Source organism: Janibacter sp. YB324, from assembly GCF_014217915.1.
GTDB classification, from domain to species: domain Bacteria; phylum Actinomycetota; class Actinomycetes; order Actinomycetales; family Dermatophilaceae; genus Janibacter; species Janibacter indicus.
Genome location: NZ_CP060120.1, coordinates 1,316,429 through 1,333,133, shown reverse-complemented (window position 1 = coordinate 1,333,133; position 16,705 = coordinate 1,316,429). Strand labels below are relative to the sequence as shown.

The following is a 16,705-nucleotide window of genomic DNA, read 5'->3' as shown; positions in this document are numbered from 1 at the left end:
GGTGGGGAGAGCTCCCCCTCCCCCGGGCTGGCCTCCGCGTGAAAGGATCGCGGCAGACCAGCACCACGAAGGGGATTGGGTTGAGCACAGGGGCGCAGCAGTTCATGAACGCTGCCCGGCAGGTCGCGGACGCGGCCGGCATGGGCGGGGCCGTCGACCAGGTCATGGAGCGGGCGCAGGGCGCCGGCTTCGACCTCAACGCGCGGGACTTCCCCGCGGCCCGGGGCGAAGGGGGGTCCGCCGGCACCCGGATCAACGCCGAGCACGTCTCCCTCGACAACGCGGCCGAGGCACTCAGCCGCAGCCGCTACGAGATGAGCCAGACCGGCCCGGTGCACGTCATCACCCCGATGGTCATGCCCAAGGGTGGTCGCCTCACGGCCATGCTGCCCGTGCTCGCGCTCGCGGCGCTCGGCGTCGTCGGGCTCATCGTGCTCATCCCCTTCGGGATGAGCTTCGCCGTCTTCGGGCCGCACTACTGGCTGCTCGTGCTGCTGGCCGCCGCCTTCCTGTGGTGGCGCCAGGGCATGGTCATGGTGCCCGAGGGCTGCACCGCGCTGATCTCGCGCTTCGGCAAGGTCGAGGCCGAGGTGGGCCCGGGGCGGGTGACGCTGTGGAACCCGTGGAAGCGCGTGTCCTACATCGTCAACACCACCCGGGAGTACCCCTTCAACGCGCCGATCCGCTCGGCCCCGACGAAGTCCGGCGTGCAGGCCTCGGTCGACCTCTTCCTCCAGTTCCGGATCGTCAGCGCCCGCGAGTTCGTCTTCGTCCTCGGTGCCGTGCAGGGCTTCCAGGACAAGCTCAACAACGCCATCTCCGAGACGACCCGCTCGCTGATCTACGAGCAGGAGGCCTCGGGCATCTACGACCTCGTCGGTGAGAGCACCGCGCGTCTGCTCGAGCAGCTCAACGCGCAGTTCGCCCCGGCGGTCGAGCTGACGACGGCCAACATCACCCACGCCGAGCCCTCGGCGCAGGAGTACCGCATGGACCTCGCGGCACCGGAGATGATCCGGGTGGCCAAGGAGGCCTACACCTACGACTACGAGCTGGGGCTGAAGAAGGAGCAGAACGAGGGTGACCTCAACAAGGACCTCGCCTCGCTCAACGAGAACCTCTCCGCCATCCAGGCCGACATCGCCCGCTACCAGGCCCAGATGGACACCGCCCTCGAGCGAGAGACCAACCGGGCCAACGCCGTGGCGCGCCAGCGCTTCGTCGAGTCGGAGTCCGAGGCCAATGCCAATGCCGCGCTGCTCGAGGCCCAGGCCCTCGACATCCGCGCGCTGAGCGCGGCTCTCGCGCCGGAGATCCTCGACTACCGCTACCAGCAGGACATGCTCGACAAGATGGAGGGCGTCTCCGGGTCGCTGCCGCAGATCGTGCGGGTCGGCGAGGAGTCGGAGGGCGTCGACTACCTGCAGATCGCCCGCCAGCTCGTCGGCGGTCAGGCCGCGCAGCTCTTCACCCCCGAGGACATGGAGGCCATCCGCGCCCGCCAGGCCGACATCGCCGCCCGCGTCTCCGAGCGCGAGGCCGACATCGAGCAGCTGCTGCAGGTGCCCGAGGAGAGCGATGTCGAGATCCTGCCGGTCACCGAGTCCGACCTCGACGCCGAGGGCGCGCAGCGTCTCGACGAGATCCGGCAGTCGGTGACCGACGAGAGCGTCACCGAGGCCATCGGCGCCGTGCAGGAGGAGGCGACCCCGCCCCCTTCGGCCCCGGAGGACACCAACCCGCGGTCCGACCTGCAGGACGAAGGGGAGGACCCGCCGCCCCCGCCGCCCGGCCTGGCAGCGCCCGCCCCGGGCGCCCCGCCGGTGCCGCCGGCACCCCGCGTGGCCCCGGCCCCGCGCGTCCAGGTGACCGACATGTCGACGGAGGGTGAGCGCAGTGAGTGACCAGGTGATGGAGCAGGCGGTCCGCGCGGTGCGCGGCCAGGGCATGAGCTCGATCAAGGAGGTCGTCTCCGGGTGGGGCGACGTCGCGCGCTACCTGCGCGGCGGTGACTCCGGCTCGCTCGTACCGGTCGTCATCCCCAAGGACAAGCGCGGGATGCGCTGGACCTCCCTCGTGTGGTTCGGCGTGTGGGCACTGCTCAGCGGTGTCCTCCTCGCCGCGACCGACCACGGCGCCCTCGGCGGGCTGTCGATCTTCGTCGCGATCCTCGCCTTCATGCTGTCGGCCCTGTGGTGGTGGCGCAGCTCGATCATCGAGATCGAGGAGGGCACGATCGGCGTGCTGACGAAGTTCGGCGCGATCACCGGACCCGGCCTCTCCCCGGGCCGCCACTACCTGTGGCACCCCTGGGCGCGGGTCGCCTACGTCGTCGACGTGACGACCGAGATCCCTTACACCGCACCGGTGCTCAGCTCGCCGACCCACGAGAACGTGCCGCTGAAGTCGATCGAGTTCTTCCTGCGCTTCCGCATCGTCGACGCGATCCGCTTCGTCCAGACGATCGGCGCCGGCAACTTCGACCTCGTGCTGAGCAACTCGGTGCAGGACGCGATCCGGCAGCGCAGCCGCCAGGTGCGCACCGAGCAGGCCTACGACCTGCGCGGCAGCGACGTCAAGGACATGCAGGACCTGCTCAACCGCCAGCTGACCCGCTACGGCGTGCAGATCATGGGCTGCAACATCCCCGACGTGCAGCTGCCCGACCAGTACCGCGAGCACCTCGCGACGCGGGAGCGGGTGGCCAAGGAGCTCGTCGCGTACGAGAAGGAGTGGGAGCTGACGCGCAAGCGCCGCATCGACACCCTGCTGCTCGAGATCGAGCGGTCGAAGAAGGTGCGCGACGCCAAGGTCGTCGAGGTCCAGGCCTCGCTCAACAAGGCGCGCAAGGACGTCGCCCAGATGCTCGAGGAGCGCGAGACCGAGGCGCAGAAGGTGCGCTACGAGATCGAGACCCGCGCCCGCACCAACCTCGTTGCGGCACAGGGCGAGGCGAAGGCCCAGGAGCAGCTGGCCACCGCCTACCGCGACAACCGCGCGGTGCTCGGCTACGAGCTGGCCCGTCGTCGCCTCGACGTCGGCGCGACCCTCGCCGAGGACGCCCCGCGCCCGGTCATCGTGCACACCGACGCCGGCGCCGGTGACAGCTCCGCGCTGTCGACGCTGCTCATGGCCCAGCTGCTGCCGCAACTGCAGTCGGGTGGTGGCGCTGCGCCGCGGCGCGCTGCGCGGCGGGTGGGCGGAGCCGTCGACGAGGTCGCCGAGCGCGCCGCCGAGGCCGTGCGAGAGCAGACGGACGGCTGACCCCACGCTGGCTGAGGAGGCCGACCCCGGGCGCGTCTCGAAGCCAACCCTTCGAGACGGCCGCGGGCGATCTCCTCAGGGAGCTGTGGTGGCTCAGAGGGTGCGCACGAGCTTCTTGTTGGCGAATTCGTCGAGCCCGAAGCGCCCCAGCTCGCGACCGACCCCGGAATTCTTCACCCCTCCGAAGGGCATGTCCGGCGCGCTCTTGATGAGTGTGTTGATTCCGACCATCCCGACGTCGAGCTGGTCCGCGACATCCCGGGTGCTCTTGCTCCCGCTACCGAAGACGGCTGCACCCAGGCCGAAGGGAGAGTTGTTGGCGATCGCCACGGCCTCCTCTGCGGACGCGGCCCGGTAGAGCACCGCGACCGGTCCGAAGAGCTCCTCCTGGTGGGCGCGCATCGTCGGGTTGACGCCGGACAGGACCGTCGCCGGGTACCATGCGCCCTCCCCCAGCGGGGTCTCGCCACCGAGGTGGACCGTGGCTCCCTTCGCCACGGCGTCGTCCACCTGTTCCGCGAGATCGGCGCGACCACCGACGGAGGACATCGGGCCCAGCTTGGTGTCGGGGTCGGCGGGGTCACCGTGCGTCCAGGCCCGGGCCTCGTCGAGGAAGGCTTCGACGAAGTCGTCGTAGACCGCGTCCTCGACGATGATCCGTTTGGCCGAGGTGCAGGCCTGGCCGGCGTTGGCGAAGCGACCGGTCGCGGCGGCCGACGCCGCACTCGGCAGGTCGGCATCCGCGAGCACGATGCACGGGTCGGACCCGCCGAGCTCGAGGACGCACTTCTTCATGTGTTCACCGGCGACCTTGCCGACCGCCTGGCCCGCGCGCTCGGACCCGGTGAGCGAGACCCCCTGGACGATCGGGTCGGCGATCATGTCCGCGATCTGCTCGTTGCTCGCAAAAACGTTGCGGTACACGCCCCGCGGCGCCCCTGCGTCCTCGATGATCTGCTCGATCCGCAGGGCCTGCTGCGGGCAGTTGCTCGCGTGCTTGAGCAGGATCGTGTTGCCCAGCAGGAGATTGGGCGCGACGAAGCGGGCCACCTGGTAGTAGGGGAAGTTCCACGGCATGATCCCCACCAGCGGGCCGATGGCATCGGTGCGCACGACCGCTGAGCCGGCACCGGCGATGTCGAGCACCTCCTCCTCCAGGAACGTCGGCCCCTGAGTCGCGTAGTACTCGTAGATCGACGCCGCGAGCGCAACCTCGCCCTTGGCCTGGGCGACCGGCTTGCCCATCTCCGTGCTCATGAGGAGAGCGAGCTCGTCCGCGTGCTCGCGGTGACCGTCGGCGATGCGCTGCAGGAGCGCGGTCCGCTCGTCGAGCGGCACCCGTCGCCACGCGGTGTAGCCGGCCTGGGCGGATGCGAGCGCAGACTTCACCTCCGCGTCGCTCATCGTGTCGAACTGCTCGAGCACCTCACCCGTCGCGGGGTTGGTCGTCGCGTACTGGCTCACTGTGCTGCTCCCTTCAGGACGATGCGGCCGGTCACGCCACCGCGGGTGAGGCGGTCGAGCGTGCCGGTGACCGAGGCCAGATCCAGTTCCCCCTCGGTGACGGGGATGCGCGGGACCTTGCCCTGCTTGGCCAGGTCGACCACCTCCTCGAGCTCGCCGAGAGACCCGACGAAGCTGCCCTCGATCCGCAGCATCTTCAGCGCCAGGAGCGCGGTCGGGATGGTGACATCGCCACCGAAGAGTCCGACCTGCACCATCTTGCCGCCCTTGACGAGTAGGTCGAAGGCCGTCGGCGCCGTCTGGCTGTTGTTGACGAAGTCGATGACCGCGTCGACCGGGCCACCTACCGCCTCCGTGACGGACGCAACCAGATCGCTGCCCGAGACCACGGTCGTGGTGGCACCGAGCTCACGGGCAGCGGCGAGGTTGTCCTCGGACATGTCCACCGCGCAGATGTTGCGGTGCCCCAGGGCCGAGAGGGTCGCCACTGCCGTCAGGCCGACGCCGCCGACCCCGATGACGACGACGGGAGCATCCTCGGGCAGCGGCAGGACCTTGCGGGCCGCGCTGTAGGCCGTCAGACCGGAGCAGGCCATGGTGGCGGCCCAGCTCGGGTCGACACCCTCGATGTCGAGAAGGTAGCGCGGGTGCGGCACGAGCACGTGGTCGGCATATCCACCCGGGCGGGCGACGCCGATGTTGCGCCCTTGGGCGCAGGCGTTCTCCCGCCCGGCGAGGCAGACCGCGCACTCGCCACACCCCGTCCACGGATAGACCAGTCGGGTCTCCCCCTTCGCCACGCCCGTGGCCTGTGTCCCGACCTGCTCGACGACGCCGACGACCTCATGGCCCATGACGAGCGGGTAGGGGATCCCCCGATCGACCATGCGCATCTTGCCGCGCGCACCGAGGTCGTAGTACCCCTCACGCAGGTGGGTGTCGGTGTGGCACACACCGGAGTGCGTGACTCTCAGGAGGACCTCGGTCCCCTGGGGCTCGGGTGTCGGGATCTCGATCTGCGACATGTCGGTGCTCGCGTCGGAGACGACGGCGTACGTCTGCATGGTCAACCTCGTGGTGTGGGTCCGGGACGGGACGTGGCGAAGGGGGGTGGGGTTCAGCTGGTCGTGTAGCCGCCGTCGATGACGAGCTCGGCTCCGGTGATGAAGGACGCGTCGTCGGAGGCGAGGAAGGCGACGCCGGCGGCGATCTCGTCAGGCGTGCCCTTGCGGCCCAGGGGCGTGGCGGCCAGCAGGGCCTCGGTCACCTCGTCGGGCACGACGTGGGTCACCATGTCGGTGTCGATGACGCCGGGGTGGACCGAATTGACCCGAATCGGCAGCCCGGCCAGCTCGACGGCGGCCGTCTTGCTCAGGAGCCGCACGGCCCCCTTCGTGCTGCTGTAGGCGGCGGCGCCACCGCTGCCGATGAGGCCGAAGATCGACGAGATGTTGATGATCGAGCCACCGCCGGCGCGCTTCATCGCGGGTACGGCGGTCTTCATCCCGAGGAAGACACCGGTCTGGTTCACCGCCACGACGCGGTTCCAGGTCTCGAGGGAGGTGCCCTCCACACCGTTCATGTCGAGCATGCCGGCGTTGTTGACGAGGACATCGAGCGTGCCGAAGGTCTCCTCCGCCGTGGCCACGGCAGACTCCCAGCCGGCCGGGTCACTGACGTCGAAGGGGTGGGTGACCGCCTCCGTGGGCAGTTCCTCCGCGAGGGCGTCGAGCTCGGCCTGACGGGCCGGCAGGTCACACAGCACCAGTCGGGCTCCTTCCTGCGCGAACCGCCGGGCCTCGGCGGCGCCCTGGCCCATCGAGGCTCCGGTGATGAGGGCGACCTTGCCGTCGAGCTTTCCAGTCATGACGTACTCCTTGTGTTCGTTGATCGATGAGGGGTGGTGCGGTGGGGTCAGGCCGGGACGCTGTCGGTGGCCTCGGTGAAGGCGAAGCCCCGGAAGTCGTTGTCCTGGATGTCCTGCAGGGTTCCGCGGTAGTTGCCCAGACCCCCCATGTAGAAGAGGACGGACTTCTTCTTGCCGGGGATGTTGGCCCCGAAGATCCACGACTCGGCCTTGGGGAAGACGGTCATGTTGGCGATCTCGGTGCACGTGGCCGTCCACTCCTGCTCCGCCTCGTGGGTCGCCTCGACGACGGCTCCGCCCCGCTCCTCGGCGTCGCGGATGACGTCGGTGATGAAGTCCACCTGGGTCTCGATGCTGGGAACGAGGTTGGTGAAGGGCCCGTTGGGACCGAGGATCATGAACATGTTGGGGAAGTCCGCGGTCGTCACACCGAGGTAGCTCTTCGGCGCGTCCGCCCAGTGGTCGTTGACGTGCGTGTCGCCCCGACCTCTCAGGTCCAGCGAGCGATAGTTGCCGTCGACGGCGTCGAAACCGGTGGCGAAGACGAGCACGTCGAGCTCGTGCTCGACCCCGTCCGAGGTGCGCACACCACGAGGGGTGATCTCCTCGATGGGGGTCTCCTTGATCGAGACGAGGGAGACGTTGTCCCGGTTGAAGGTCTCGAAGTAGCCCTCGTTGCACAGCGGACGCTTGGCGTAGAGGTCGGTCGGCGTCAGCTTGCGGGCGGTCTCGGGGTCGTCGACGACCTCACCGATCTTGGACCGGATGAAGGCTGCTGCAGCCTCGTTGGCCTTCTCGTTCGTCGCGATGTCGCAGAAGGTGCCGAACATGAAGCGGAAGCCGTTGCCCTTGTCCCAGTTCTCCTGGAAAACGCGCTGCTGCTCCTCCTCGGAGACGCTGTCGAACTCGACCGTGCTCTCCTCGAAGCCGAAAGCAGTCGCGGAGCCACGCACCTGGTCCCACACGCTGTCGAAGTTGCGCTTGATCTCCTCGACCTCGGCCGGGTCCATCGGGCCGTTGCCGGAGGGGACGACGTACTGCGGCGACCGCTGGAAGACCGTGAGGTGACCGGCGACCTTGGCGGCCGCGACGATGAACTGCGTTCCCGTGGAACCGGTCCCGATGACTCCCACCCGCTTGCCCGTGAGGTCGAGGTCGGCGGGCCAGGCGTTGGTGTGCACCATCGTGCCCTCGAAGGAGTCCGCGCCAGCGATGTCGGGGATGTTGGTCTTCGCCAGAAGTCCCAGTCCGTTGACGAGGTAGCGCGCCGTGACCTGCTCCCCGCTCGCCGTGGTGACGACCCACAGGTCACGGTCCTCGTCGTAGCGCGAGCCGGTGATCTCCGTGTTGAGCTGGATGTCCTGGCGCAGCTCGTAGCGATCGACGACGTGGTTGAGGTAGTCGAGGATGTGGTCCTGGTCGAGGTAGCGCGTCGTCCAGTCGTACTCCTGCAGCAGGTCCTTGTCGAACGAGTAGCGGTAGACGAAGCCCTCGGTGTCGGACTTCGCGCCGGGGTACCGGTTGAAGTACCACGTGCCGCCGATGCCGCCGCCCTTCTCGAAGGCCTTGACTGTCAGGCCGAGCTCGTTGCGCAGCTTGTGCAGCATGTAGATGCCACCGAACCCGGCGCCGATGATGACGGCGTCGTAGTCGGCCTCGGTGTGCGTGCCGCTGGTGGGGTGCTGGATGGTCGTGGTGCTGGTGCTCATGTCGGGTCTCCTTGAGTGGTTCTCGGGCGAGGGGCCCGGGTCAGCCGCGGTACCAGGCGGCGATGCGGGCGATCTCCTCGTCCGCTGCGGCGGTGCGTCCGGCGTTGACAGGGAACACGTGCTGCTGGCCGTCGACCACGGAGAGGGTCACGTCGACACCGGCCGCCTCGGCCAGGTCCGCGAGACGGGTGGCGTTGTCGAGCAGCGACTCGTCCCCGCCAGCGTTGATGTAGAGGCGCGGGAATGCGGCGAAGTCGCCGTACAGGGGATTGGCCAGGGGCTCGGTCGGGCTCGTGGTGTCCCCGAGGACCCCGGCGATCATGCCCGCGAGCAGCGGCTCGCTGATGAGCGCGTCGGTGGCGTCATTGGTCTTGAGCGTCTCGCCCTTGTTTTCCATGTCCAGCCACGGGGAGAAGGCGATGACTCGGCCGGGTACCGGCTTGCCCTGCGCCTTGAGCGAGAGTGCGGTGGCGACGGCGAGGTTGCCGCCAGCCGAGTCACCGATGCTCGTGATGTCCTCCGGGGCGATGCCACGGTCCGTGAGCTCGAGGAAGGCCGAGACGGCGTCCTCGAGGCCGGCCGGGTGCGGGTGCTCGGGCGCCCGGCGGTAGTCGAGCACCAGGGCGACGACCCCGAGCGCCTTGGCCACGTGGCCGGCGAGCTTGCGGTGGCTCGATGCCGAGCCGACGGCGAAGCCGCCACCGTGGGTGAAGAGCAGGATCTGCTGGTCGTCGGCGCCGGCCGGGCGGACCCAGATGCCCGGGACTCCTCCCACCGTCTCGTTGGCGTAGGTGACGTCCTCCGGCTCCGTGGTGGGGTGACCCCACTCGTCGAAGATGCTCCGGAAGAGCCGCATGCTCAGCTCCGGGTTGGCCGTCATGATCTCGGTCCAGTCGGCGTACAGGTCCTTCAGCGGGTCCTGCTGGGCACCGGGGTTCTGGGCGTTCATCGCAATGCTCCTTTGCATCGGTGGGGTATGCCGAGGGACGTTGACACGACGGCTGTCGGCGTGGGTGTTCCGATCTGGAACAGCCCTCGGGAACACGCGTTGGGCCCCGGATTCTCGGCACCACGTGCCCGCACAGATACACAGAACGCATCAATCGGAGACCAACCGGTATCGCCATGTGGCCGCCGCACTGTTCCGTTCGCCCACCCGCGTGGTCATAGTGGGTTCATGGCCCCAACGACCCCCTCGCCGTCCTGGCGTCGCACGCACCTGGCTGATGACGTGCTGCGCGCGGCCAAGGAGGATCTCGTCGTGCGTGGCGTCGGACCGTACGGAGCGGACCCCGCGCCGGGCCTGCCCGTCGAGATCGACCGCAGCTGGCGTCGCTCGGTCACCGCGGGCGCCACCCGGGCCATCGGGAGGATCACCTACGTCGACGAGGTGGACACCGAGAGCGAGCTGTGCCGAGCGGCCAACCCCGTGCTCGACCGGCTCGAGGAGACGCTCGCCGACATGCAGGTGGCGATCTTCCTGTCCGACCGCACCGGACAGATCGTCGCGCGCCGAGCTCCCGGCCGCACCGAACGCACGCGCTTCGACGCGGCCCACGCTGCCGAAGGATTCGACTTCTCCGAGGAGAGCATCGGCACCAACGGCCTGGGGACGGCGATCCACGAGAGCGGAGCGGTCTTCGTCCGCGGGCCGGAGCACTACAACGAGGCGCTCGAGCACCTCGCGTGCGCCGGGACCGGCATCCGGCATCCCGGGACCGGACGCATCATCGGGTCGCTGGCGCTGGCCGCGCCCGCGGACACCGCCGAGATGATGATGGTCGCCATGGCCCGTGAGGCCGCCCGTCGCATCAGCGAAGGGATGCACACCACACCGGGCGCCCGGGAGGCGGCACTCAGCCAGAGCTTCCGTCGGCTGCGGGACAAGGGCCCGGTCATCGTGCTCAACAGCGACACCGTCCTGACCAATGTCACCGGCCTGTCCTTCCTCGACGTCGAGAGCCATGCCCGCCTGTGGGAGACCCTGCTGTCGCAGGACTGGGCCACCGGCTCCCGGGTCATCGACCTCGACCTGCGCGCTGTGCCGGGGCAGGTCCTCGCGCACCGTCTCGACGACCTGGGTGAAGGGCCGGCCTTCGCCGTGGAAGTCGTCGACCGTCCGGACGCGCAACCCCCGCGTCGGCGCCCGCGCCTCGACCGGAGCACGGACCGCGACCTCACCCAGTTGCGCAGCACCGCCGCGCGCAGCGCAGGTGCCTTGTCGGTCACCGGCCCGCCGGGGTCGGGCAAGTTGCACCTCGTGCGCAGGTGGGTCGAGGGCGAAGGGGGCGGACCCCCCTTCGTGCTTGAGTGCGGCGAGTTGGCGACGCGGCCGGACTGGCGCAGCGAGGCCGCGGACGCGATGGCCGCCGGACACACGGTGGTGCTGCGTCGGCTGGAGGACCTCGAGCAGGCCAGCGCCAGCGGAGTGCGCACTCTGGCCGACCACTCGCTCTCCCCCACGGGCCGACGTCCCGACGGTGGCCGTCTCGGTCGACTGGTGCTGACCGCCGACCCGGCGAGCTGCCCGCCCTGGAGCCGACGCGTGCTCGACCAGGTGACCGAGGGCGTGAGGGTCGCGCCGTTGTCCGGCCGCGCCCCGACGATCCCCTGCCTCGTCGAGACGATCCTCGCCGAGATCGACAGGCCCCGGCGACCGATCCTGTCGGCCGCCACCATGCAGGTGCTGCTGCGCTGGGACTGGCCCGGAGAGGTCACCGAGCTGCGTCGAGTCCTGTTGGACCTCGCCGCCGAGCGGCCCGGTGAGTCGATCAGCCCCTACCACCTCCCTGAGCGCATGTGGGAAGCCGCCAACCGAGCGTCGCTCTCCCGCATGGAGATCGCCGAACGCACGGAGATCATCGCAGCGCTCCGACAGGCGGAGGGCAACCGGTCGCGCGCGGCGGCGCTGCTCGGGATCGGCCGCACGACGCTCTATCGCAAGTTGGCTGCACTGGGCATCGAGGAGGAGGGCCTCTCAGGGACCTCTGCGGGATGAGCGGCCAGCTCGCACGATCAGGTACGGCGCATGGCGAGCAGTCGCTCGCGCACCGCGTCCTGCGCGGGGTCGTCGTCCTGGGGACGCCACGCCACCCGCAGATGCACGTCCGGGATGTCATCGGTCAGGGGCACGAAGCGTAGGTGCGGGTCGCGGGCCGTCGCCGCCACGGACGCCAAGGTCAGGTGGACCCCCATCTCGGCACTGACGAGCGCGAGCGCCGTCTGCGTGTCCGGCGCGATCTGGACCACCTCGGGGAGGAACCCGGCATCACGGGCCAGTCGCTGCAGCCGCTCCGGCAGGACCGACCCGACGGACAGCGGCAGCGAGACGAAGTACTCGCCCTCGAGATCGGCCACCGCGACCCCTTCGGAGCCGGCCAGGCGATGGGTGCGGGGCACGGCCAGGGACAGCGAGTCGGGCATGACGACCTCTGCGCGCAGCCCGCTCGGGATGACGTCCCACCGCCCGAGCGCCAGATCCGTCTCGCGCGTGCGCAACAGTTTGAGCGCGGGGAGGGCGAACTGCTGGCTCCGCAGCTCCAGATGGATGCCGGGACGCTCGGCGCGCAGGGCACGGGCCATCTCGGCCACCACCGCGTGGGTGGAGATGCCCGCGAAGGCGATCCGCACGAGCCCGCTCTCCCCTTCGGCCGCCGAGCGCACCGCAGCCTTGGCGCGTCGGATCCCGCCGAGCACGTCCCTGGCCGGACCGACGAGGGCGCGACCGCTGGCCGTCAGCTGGACGCTGCGAGTGTTGCGGTCGAAGAGCGAGGTCCCCAGCTCACGCTCGAGTTGCTTGATCGTCCGGCTCAACGGAGGCTGGGCGATGTGCAGGCGCTCGGCGGCCCGGCCGAAGTGCAGCTCCTCGGCGACGGCGAGGAAGGCCCGCAGGTGGGCGACGTCCATGGGGTGACCTCCGGGAGACATCCGTCATCTATTGCGTGTCAGGTATCAACGGTACTGGACTTTATATTGGACGAGGATCAATCGATGGGCCACGGTTGTCCCATGTACACAGGCAACCCCGACGTCCCCGACGATGTCTTCGCCGACGTCCTCGCCACCGTGACCGACTTCGTCCGCACGCGCATCGTGCCCCGTGAGATCGAGATCATGCAGGCGGACGCGATCCCCGACGACCTGCGCGCCGAGATCGCGCAACTGGGTCTCTTCGGTTACGCGATCCCGCAGCAGTGGGGCGGGTTGGGGCTCGACCTCGTCCAGGATGTCGAGCTGGCGATGCAGTTCGGCTACACCTCACTGTCGGTGCGTTCGATGTTCGGCACCAACAACGGGATCGCCGGGCAGGTGCTCGTCGGCTTCGGCACCGACGAGCAGCGGGAGCGGTGGCTGCCGGGCATCGCCTCCGGCGACGTCGTCGCCTCCTTCGCCCTCACCGAGCCGGGGGCGGGATCCAACCCGGCCGGACTGCGGACCAGTGCCACAACCGATGGCGACGGGTGGATCCTCGAGGGATCGAAGCAGTTCATCACCAACGCGACCACCGCCGATCTCTTCGTCGTCTTCGCGAAGCTGTCCCCTGCTCCCGAGGAAGGCTCGGGTATCGCCGTCTTCCTCGTCCCGGCGGACGAGAAGGGGGTCGAGGTCGGGGCCAAGGACGCCAAGATGGGCCAGGAGGGGTCGAGCACCGCGGAGGTCACCTTCCACGGGGTGCGTCTCGGCTCGGAGGCACTCGTGGGCGGCGACGCCGCCGCCGGGTACCGCGCCGCGATGACCTCGCTGGCCCGTGGCCGGGTGCACATCGCCGCGCTGGCCGTCGGGTGTGCTCAGCGCGCCCTCGACGAGTCGGTGGCCTACGCGGTGTCGGCGACCCAGGGCGGCACGACCATCGGCGACTTCCAGCTCGTCCAGGCCATGCTCGCCGAGCAAAAGGTCGGCGTGGAGGCCGGCCGGGCGCTCGTGCGTGACGCGGCCCGTCGGTACGTCAGCGGGGAGGACCGCCGGGTCGGTCCGAGCGTCGCGAAGCTGTACTGCACGGAGATGGCCGGCCGGGCCGCGGACCTCGCGGTGCAGGTCCACGGTGGCGCCGGGTACATGCGTGAGGTGCCCGTGGAGCGGCTCTACCGCGACGTGCGGTTGCTGCGCCTCTACGAGGGTACGAGCGAGATCCAGAAGCTGATCATCGGTGGCTCGCTCGTCAAGGCCGCGAAGGCGCAGGCCCGCTGATGCGCCCGCTCGAGGGGTACACGGTCGTTGCGCTGGAGCAGGCCGTCGCCGCCCCGTTGGCCACGCGCAATCTTGCTGACCTCGGCGCCCGGGTGATCAAGATCGAGCGGCCCGAAGGGGGCGACCTCGCCCGCGGGTACGACCACGTCGTCGAGGGGACCGGCGCCCACTTCGTCTGGCTCAACCGCGGCAAGGAGTCGCTGGCGATCGACGCGAAGTCTCCCGATGGCCTGGCCGTCGTGCAGCGGCTCATCGACTCCGCGGACGTCTTCGTGCAGAACCTCGCTCCCGGTGCCGCTGCCCGACTCGGTCTGGCTGCCGACCAGCTGCGCGCGCGGCGCCCCGAGCTCGTCGCCGTCAACCTCAGCGGCTACGGCACGGAGGGGCCGATGTCCCAGCGCAAGGCCTATGACATGCTCATCCAGGCCGAGGCCGGGCTGATCTCGATCACCGGCACGCCCGAGGACCCGGTGAAGACCGGGATCCCGACGGCCGACATCGCCGCCGGGATGTACACGGCCCAGTCGGTGATCGCGGCGCTGCTGCGCCGCGAGCGCTCCGGTGAGGGCGCGAGCATCGAGATCTCGATGCTGGACTCGACGCTCGAGTGGATGGGGCACGCGCTCTACACCCAGCTGCACACCGGTCGACAGCCCGCCCGGATGGGGGTCAGCCACACGGCGATCGCGCCCTACGACGCCTACCCGACCCGTGATGGTCAGGTGCTCATCGGCGTGCAGACCGACGGTGGCTGGCGCGACCTCGTGACGCGGGTCCTCGATGCACCAGAGCTCGCGGACGACCCGCGCTTCACCACCAACGTCCAGCGCGTGCGTCACCGCCAGGAGTGCGATGCCGAGGTCGCCCGCCGCACCCGGACGTGGACGACGAATCAGCTCGATGCCCGCCTCGCCGAGGCCGGCGTCCCTGCTGCCCAGATCAAGCAGCTGGCCGACGTCGTCGAGCACCCGCAGCTGCGCAGCCGTGACCGGTGGCGACCTGTCGAGACGGAGTTCGCCCGGATCGACGCGCTGCTGCCACCGGCGACCTTCGGTGACGTCGAGGCGCGGATGGGCCCGGTGCCTGCGCTCGGCCAGCACTCCCGGGCGCTGCTCTTGGAGGCCGGGCTCACCGAGGCCGAGGCCGACCGTGCGCTGAGCGCTGGCGTCGCCACCCAACCCAGCTCACCCGAGCCGGCTCACGTCTGACCGGCAGCGCTCCCCCCTTCCCCCCACCGAAAGGATCTCGACCATGACACCACTGCTGCAGGACAAGGTCGCCGTCGTGACCGGCGGCGCCCAGGGCATCGGCGAGGCGATCGCCCGCACCTTCATCGACCACGGCGCACGCGTCGTCATCGGCGACAGGGACGGCGCTGCCGCCGCAGCCACGGCCGCAGCGCTCGGTGAGGGCCGAGCCATCGGCGTCGCGTGCGATGTCACCGACGGCGAGCAGGTGAGCTCACTGATCGCCCGAGCCGTGGAGGCCTTCGGCGCACTGGACGTCATGGTCAACAACGCGGGCATCACCCGCGATGCGACGATGCGCAAGATGAGCGAGGAGCAGTTCGACCAGGTCATCGACGTGCACCTGCGTGGATCGTGGCTCGGCACCAAGCACGCGGCCGAGGCGATGCGTGACGGCGGCCGTCCGGGAGCGATCATCAACATGTCCTCCATCTCGGGCAAGGTCGGCTTCTTCGGACAGACCAACTACTCGGCCGCCAAGGCGGGCGTCGTCGGGCTGAGCAAGGCCGCCGCCAAGGAGCTGGCCCGTCACGGGATCCGGGTCAACGCGATCCAGCCCGGGCTCATCGCCACCGACATGACCCGCGCCATGCCCGAGGACATCTGGGAGACGAAGCTGGCCGAGATCCCCATGGGACGCGCCGGCAGCGTCGACGAGATCGCGTCCGTGGCGCTCTTCCTCGCCAGCAATCTCTCGTCCTACATGACGGGGACGGTCCAAGAAGTGACCGGCGGGAGGCTGATGTGAGCACCCACGGCAACGACATCGTCGTCTGCGAGCCGCTGCGCACCCCGATCGGTCGGTACGGCGGTGCCCTGCGTCCGCTCTCCGCTGCGGACCTCGGCGCCCAGCTGCTCACCGCACTCGTGGAGCGCACCGCACTGCCCGCCGAGGCCATCGACGACGTCATCCTCGGCCACGCCTACCCGACCTCCGAGGCTCCGGCCATCGGGCGCGTCGTGGCTCTCGATGCCGGGCTGCCCGAGTCCGTACCGGGCATGCAGCTCGACCGTCGCTGCGGGTCTGGCCTGCAGGCCGTGCTCACTGCGGCGGGATCCATCGCCGGTGGCGGCATGTCCCTGGCCGTGGCCGGCGGCGTCGAGTCGATGAGCACGGTCCCCCACTACACGCTCGACGTGCGCTGGGGCTCCTCTGCGAGCACCACCCTGCACGACGCCCTGGGTCGCGGCCGGGTCACCGCCGGCGGACGCCACCACCCGGTCCCCGGCGGCATGCTCGAGACGGCGGAGAACCTGCGCCGCTCCTTCGGCATCAGCCGCGAGGATCAGGACCGGCTCGCCGTCGAGTCACAGCGCCGCGCCGCAGCAGCGCAGGCCAGCGGCGTCTTCGACGAGGAGATCGTCCCGGTGACGGTGCCGGGTCGACGCGGTGAAGTCACCGTCGACGTCGACGAGCACCTGCGGCCCGACACCACGCTGGAGAGCCTCAGCGCCCTCGAGCCCATCCTGCGACGCGATGATCCCGAGGCCACGGTCACGGCCGGCAACGCCAGCGGCCAGAACGACGCCGCCGCGCTGTGCATCGTCACCACCCGGTCGCGAGCGGAGGAGCTGGGGCTCCAGCCGCTGGTCCGACTGGTCTCGTGGGCCCTCACCGGACTCGACCCGGCCGCGATGGGGCTGGGGCCGGTCAGCTCCAGCGAGCAGGCGCTGGCACGCGCCGGACTGACTCTCGCGGACATCGACCTCATCGAGCTCAACGAGGCCTTCGCCGCCCAGGTGCTTGCGTGCGCGACTGCCTGGGGCCTGGGCGAGGCGGACTGGGAGCGAATCAACGTCCACGGCTCCGGGATCTCTCTCGGCCACCCCGTCGGCGCAACCGGCGCCCGGATCCTCACCACCCTGTCCCGGGAGATGCAGCGCCGCGGAGCCCGATACGGGCTGGAGACCATGTGCATCGGCGGCGGCCAAGGTCTGGCCGCGGTCTTCGAGGCCGCGTGATGGGC

The 16,705-nt window shown here is 70.0% G+C and carries 13 protein-coding genes; 7 read left to right on the top strand and 6 right to left on the bottom strand.

The genetic code is table 11. From position 1 onward, the window contains the following. The first annotated feature begins 80 nt into the window (after positions 1 to 80). Together H7A72_RS06425 and H7A72_RS06420 are read left to right on the top strand one after the other, a co-directional pair. Complete coding sequence (locus H7A72_RS06425) at positions 81 to 1,904, top strand: SPFH domain-containing protein (RefSeq protein ID WP_223277811.1); 1,824 nt, start codon at positions 81 to 83, stop codon at positions 1,902 to 1,904. Next, positions 1,897 to 3,264, top strand: coding sequence for an SPFH domain-containing protein (locus tag H7A72_RS06420; RefSeq protein ID WP_223277810.1), 1,368 nt, complete (start codon positions 1,897 to 1,899; stop codon positions 3,262 to 3,264). Before H7A72_RS06425 ends, H7A72_RS06420 begins: the two co-directional genes overlap by 8 nt. 93 nt (positions 3,265 to 3,357) lie before the next feature. On the opposite strand, the gene H7A72_RS06415 is transcribed toward H7A72_RS06420, so the two are convergent. From H7A72_RS06415 to H7A72_RS06395, 5 genes are read right to left on the bottom strand one after another with little or no spacing between them, the layout of a single operon-like run. Beyond that, on the bottom strand, positions 3,358 to 4,728 hold the full coding sequence (locus tag H7A72_RS06415) for an NAD-dependent succinate-semialdehyde dehydrogenase (RefSeq protein WP_185222027.1): 1,371 nt from the start codon (positions 4,726 to 4,728) through the stop codon (positions 3,358 to 3,360). Then, positions 4,725 to 5,792, bottom strand: coding sequence for an alcohol dehydrogenase (locus H7A72_RS06410; RefSeq protein WP_185222026.1), 1,068 nt, complete (start codon positions 5,790 to 5,792; stop codon positions 4,725 to 4,727). Before H7A72_RS06410 ends, H7A72_RS06415 begins: the two co-directional genes overlap by 4 nt. Before the next feature lie 53 nt (positions 5,793 to 5,845). After that, the gene (locus H7A72_RS06405; RefSeq protein ID WP_185222025.1) at positions 5,846 to 6,595 is read right to left on the bottom strand and encodes an SDR family NAD(P)-dependent oxidoreductase; all 750 of its coding nucleotides are present in this window, start codon (positions 6,593 to 6,595) and stop codon (positions 5,846 to 5,848) included. A gap of 47 nt (positions 6,596 to 6,642) precedes the next feature. Beyond that, on the bottom strand, positions 6,643 to 8,304 hold the full coding sequence (locus H7A72_RS06400) for an NAD(P)/FAD-dependent oxidoreductase (protein ID WP_185222024.1): 1,662 nt from the start codon (positions 8,302 to 8,304) through the stop codon (positions 6,643 to 6,645). A gap of 40 nt (positions 8,305 to 8,344) precedes the next feature. After that, entirely contained in the window at positions 8,345 to 9,253 is a 909-nt protein-coding gene (locus H7A72_RS06395) for an alpha/beta hydrolase (RefSeq protein ID WP_223277809.1), read from the bottom strand. Between the two features lie 228 nt (positions 9,254 to 9,481). Here H7A72_RS06395 and H7A72_RS06390 point away from each other — a divergent pair, with 228 nt between their 5' ends. Beyond that, on the top strand, positions 9,482 to 11,302 hold the full coding sequence (locus H7A72_RS06390) for a sigma-54-dependent Fis family transcriptional regulator (RefSeq protein ID WP_185222022.1): 1,821 nt from the start codon (positions 9,482 to 9,484) through the stop codon (positions 11,300 to 11,302). A 17-nt stretch (positions 11,303 to 11,319) separates the two neighbouring features. Here H7A72_RS06390 and H7A72_RS06385 read toward each other — a convergent pair whose 3' ends face one another. Continuing rightward, positions 11,320 to 12,210, bottom strand: coding sequence for a LysR substrate-binding domain-containing protein (locus tag H7A72_RS06385; protein WP_185222021.1), 891 nt, complete (start codon positions 12,208 to 12,210; stop codon positions 11,320 to 11,322). Positions 12,211 to 12,312: 102 nt separating this feature from the next. Between H7A72_RS06385 and H7A72_RS06380 the strand changes: the two genes are divergently transcribed. From H7A72_RS06380 to H7A72_RS06365, 4 genes are read left to right on the top strand one after another with little or no spacing between them, the layout of a single operon-like run. Then, complete coding sequence (locus H7A72_RS06380; protein ID WP_185222020.1) at positions 12,313 to 13,491, top strand: acyl-CoA dehydrogenase family protein; 1,179 nt, start codon at positions 12,313 to 12,315, stop codon at positions 13,489 to 13,491. Next, positions 13,491 to 14,699, top strand: a complete 1,209-nt coding sequence (locus H7A72_RS06375; RefSeq protein WP_185222019.1) for a CaiB/BaiF CoA-transferase family protein — start codon at positions 13,491 to 13,493, stop codon at positions 14,697 to 14,699. The genes H7A72_RS06380 and H7A72_RS06375 overlap by 1 nt, the downstream gene beginning before the upstream one ends. A 43-nt stretch (positions 14,700 to 14,742) precedes the next feature. Beyond that, a complete protein-coding gene (fabG, locus tag H7A72_RS06370; protein WP_185222018.1) occupies positions 14,743 to 15,486 on the top strand; it encodes a 3-oxoacyl-ACP reductase FabG in 744 nt (247 codons plus the stop codon). Continuing rightward, positions 15,483 to 16,700 carry an acetyl-CoA C-acetyltransferase gene (locus tag H7A72_RS06365; protein ID WP_185222017.1) on the top strand — a complete coding sequence of 406 codons (1,218 nt, stop codon included), beginning with the start codon at positions 15,483 to 15,485 and terminating at the stop codon, positions 16,698 to 16,700. The genes fabG and H7A72_RS06365 overlap by 4 nt, the downstream gene beginning before the upstream one ends. Positions 16,701 to 16,705: the final 5 nt, after the last annotated feature.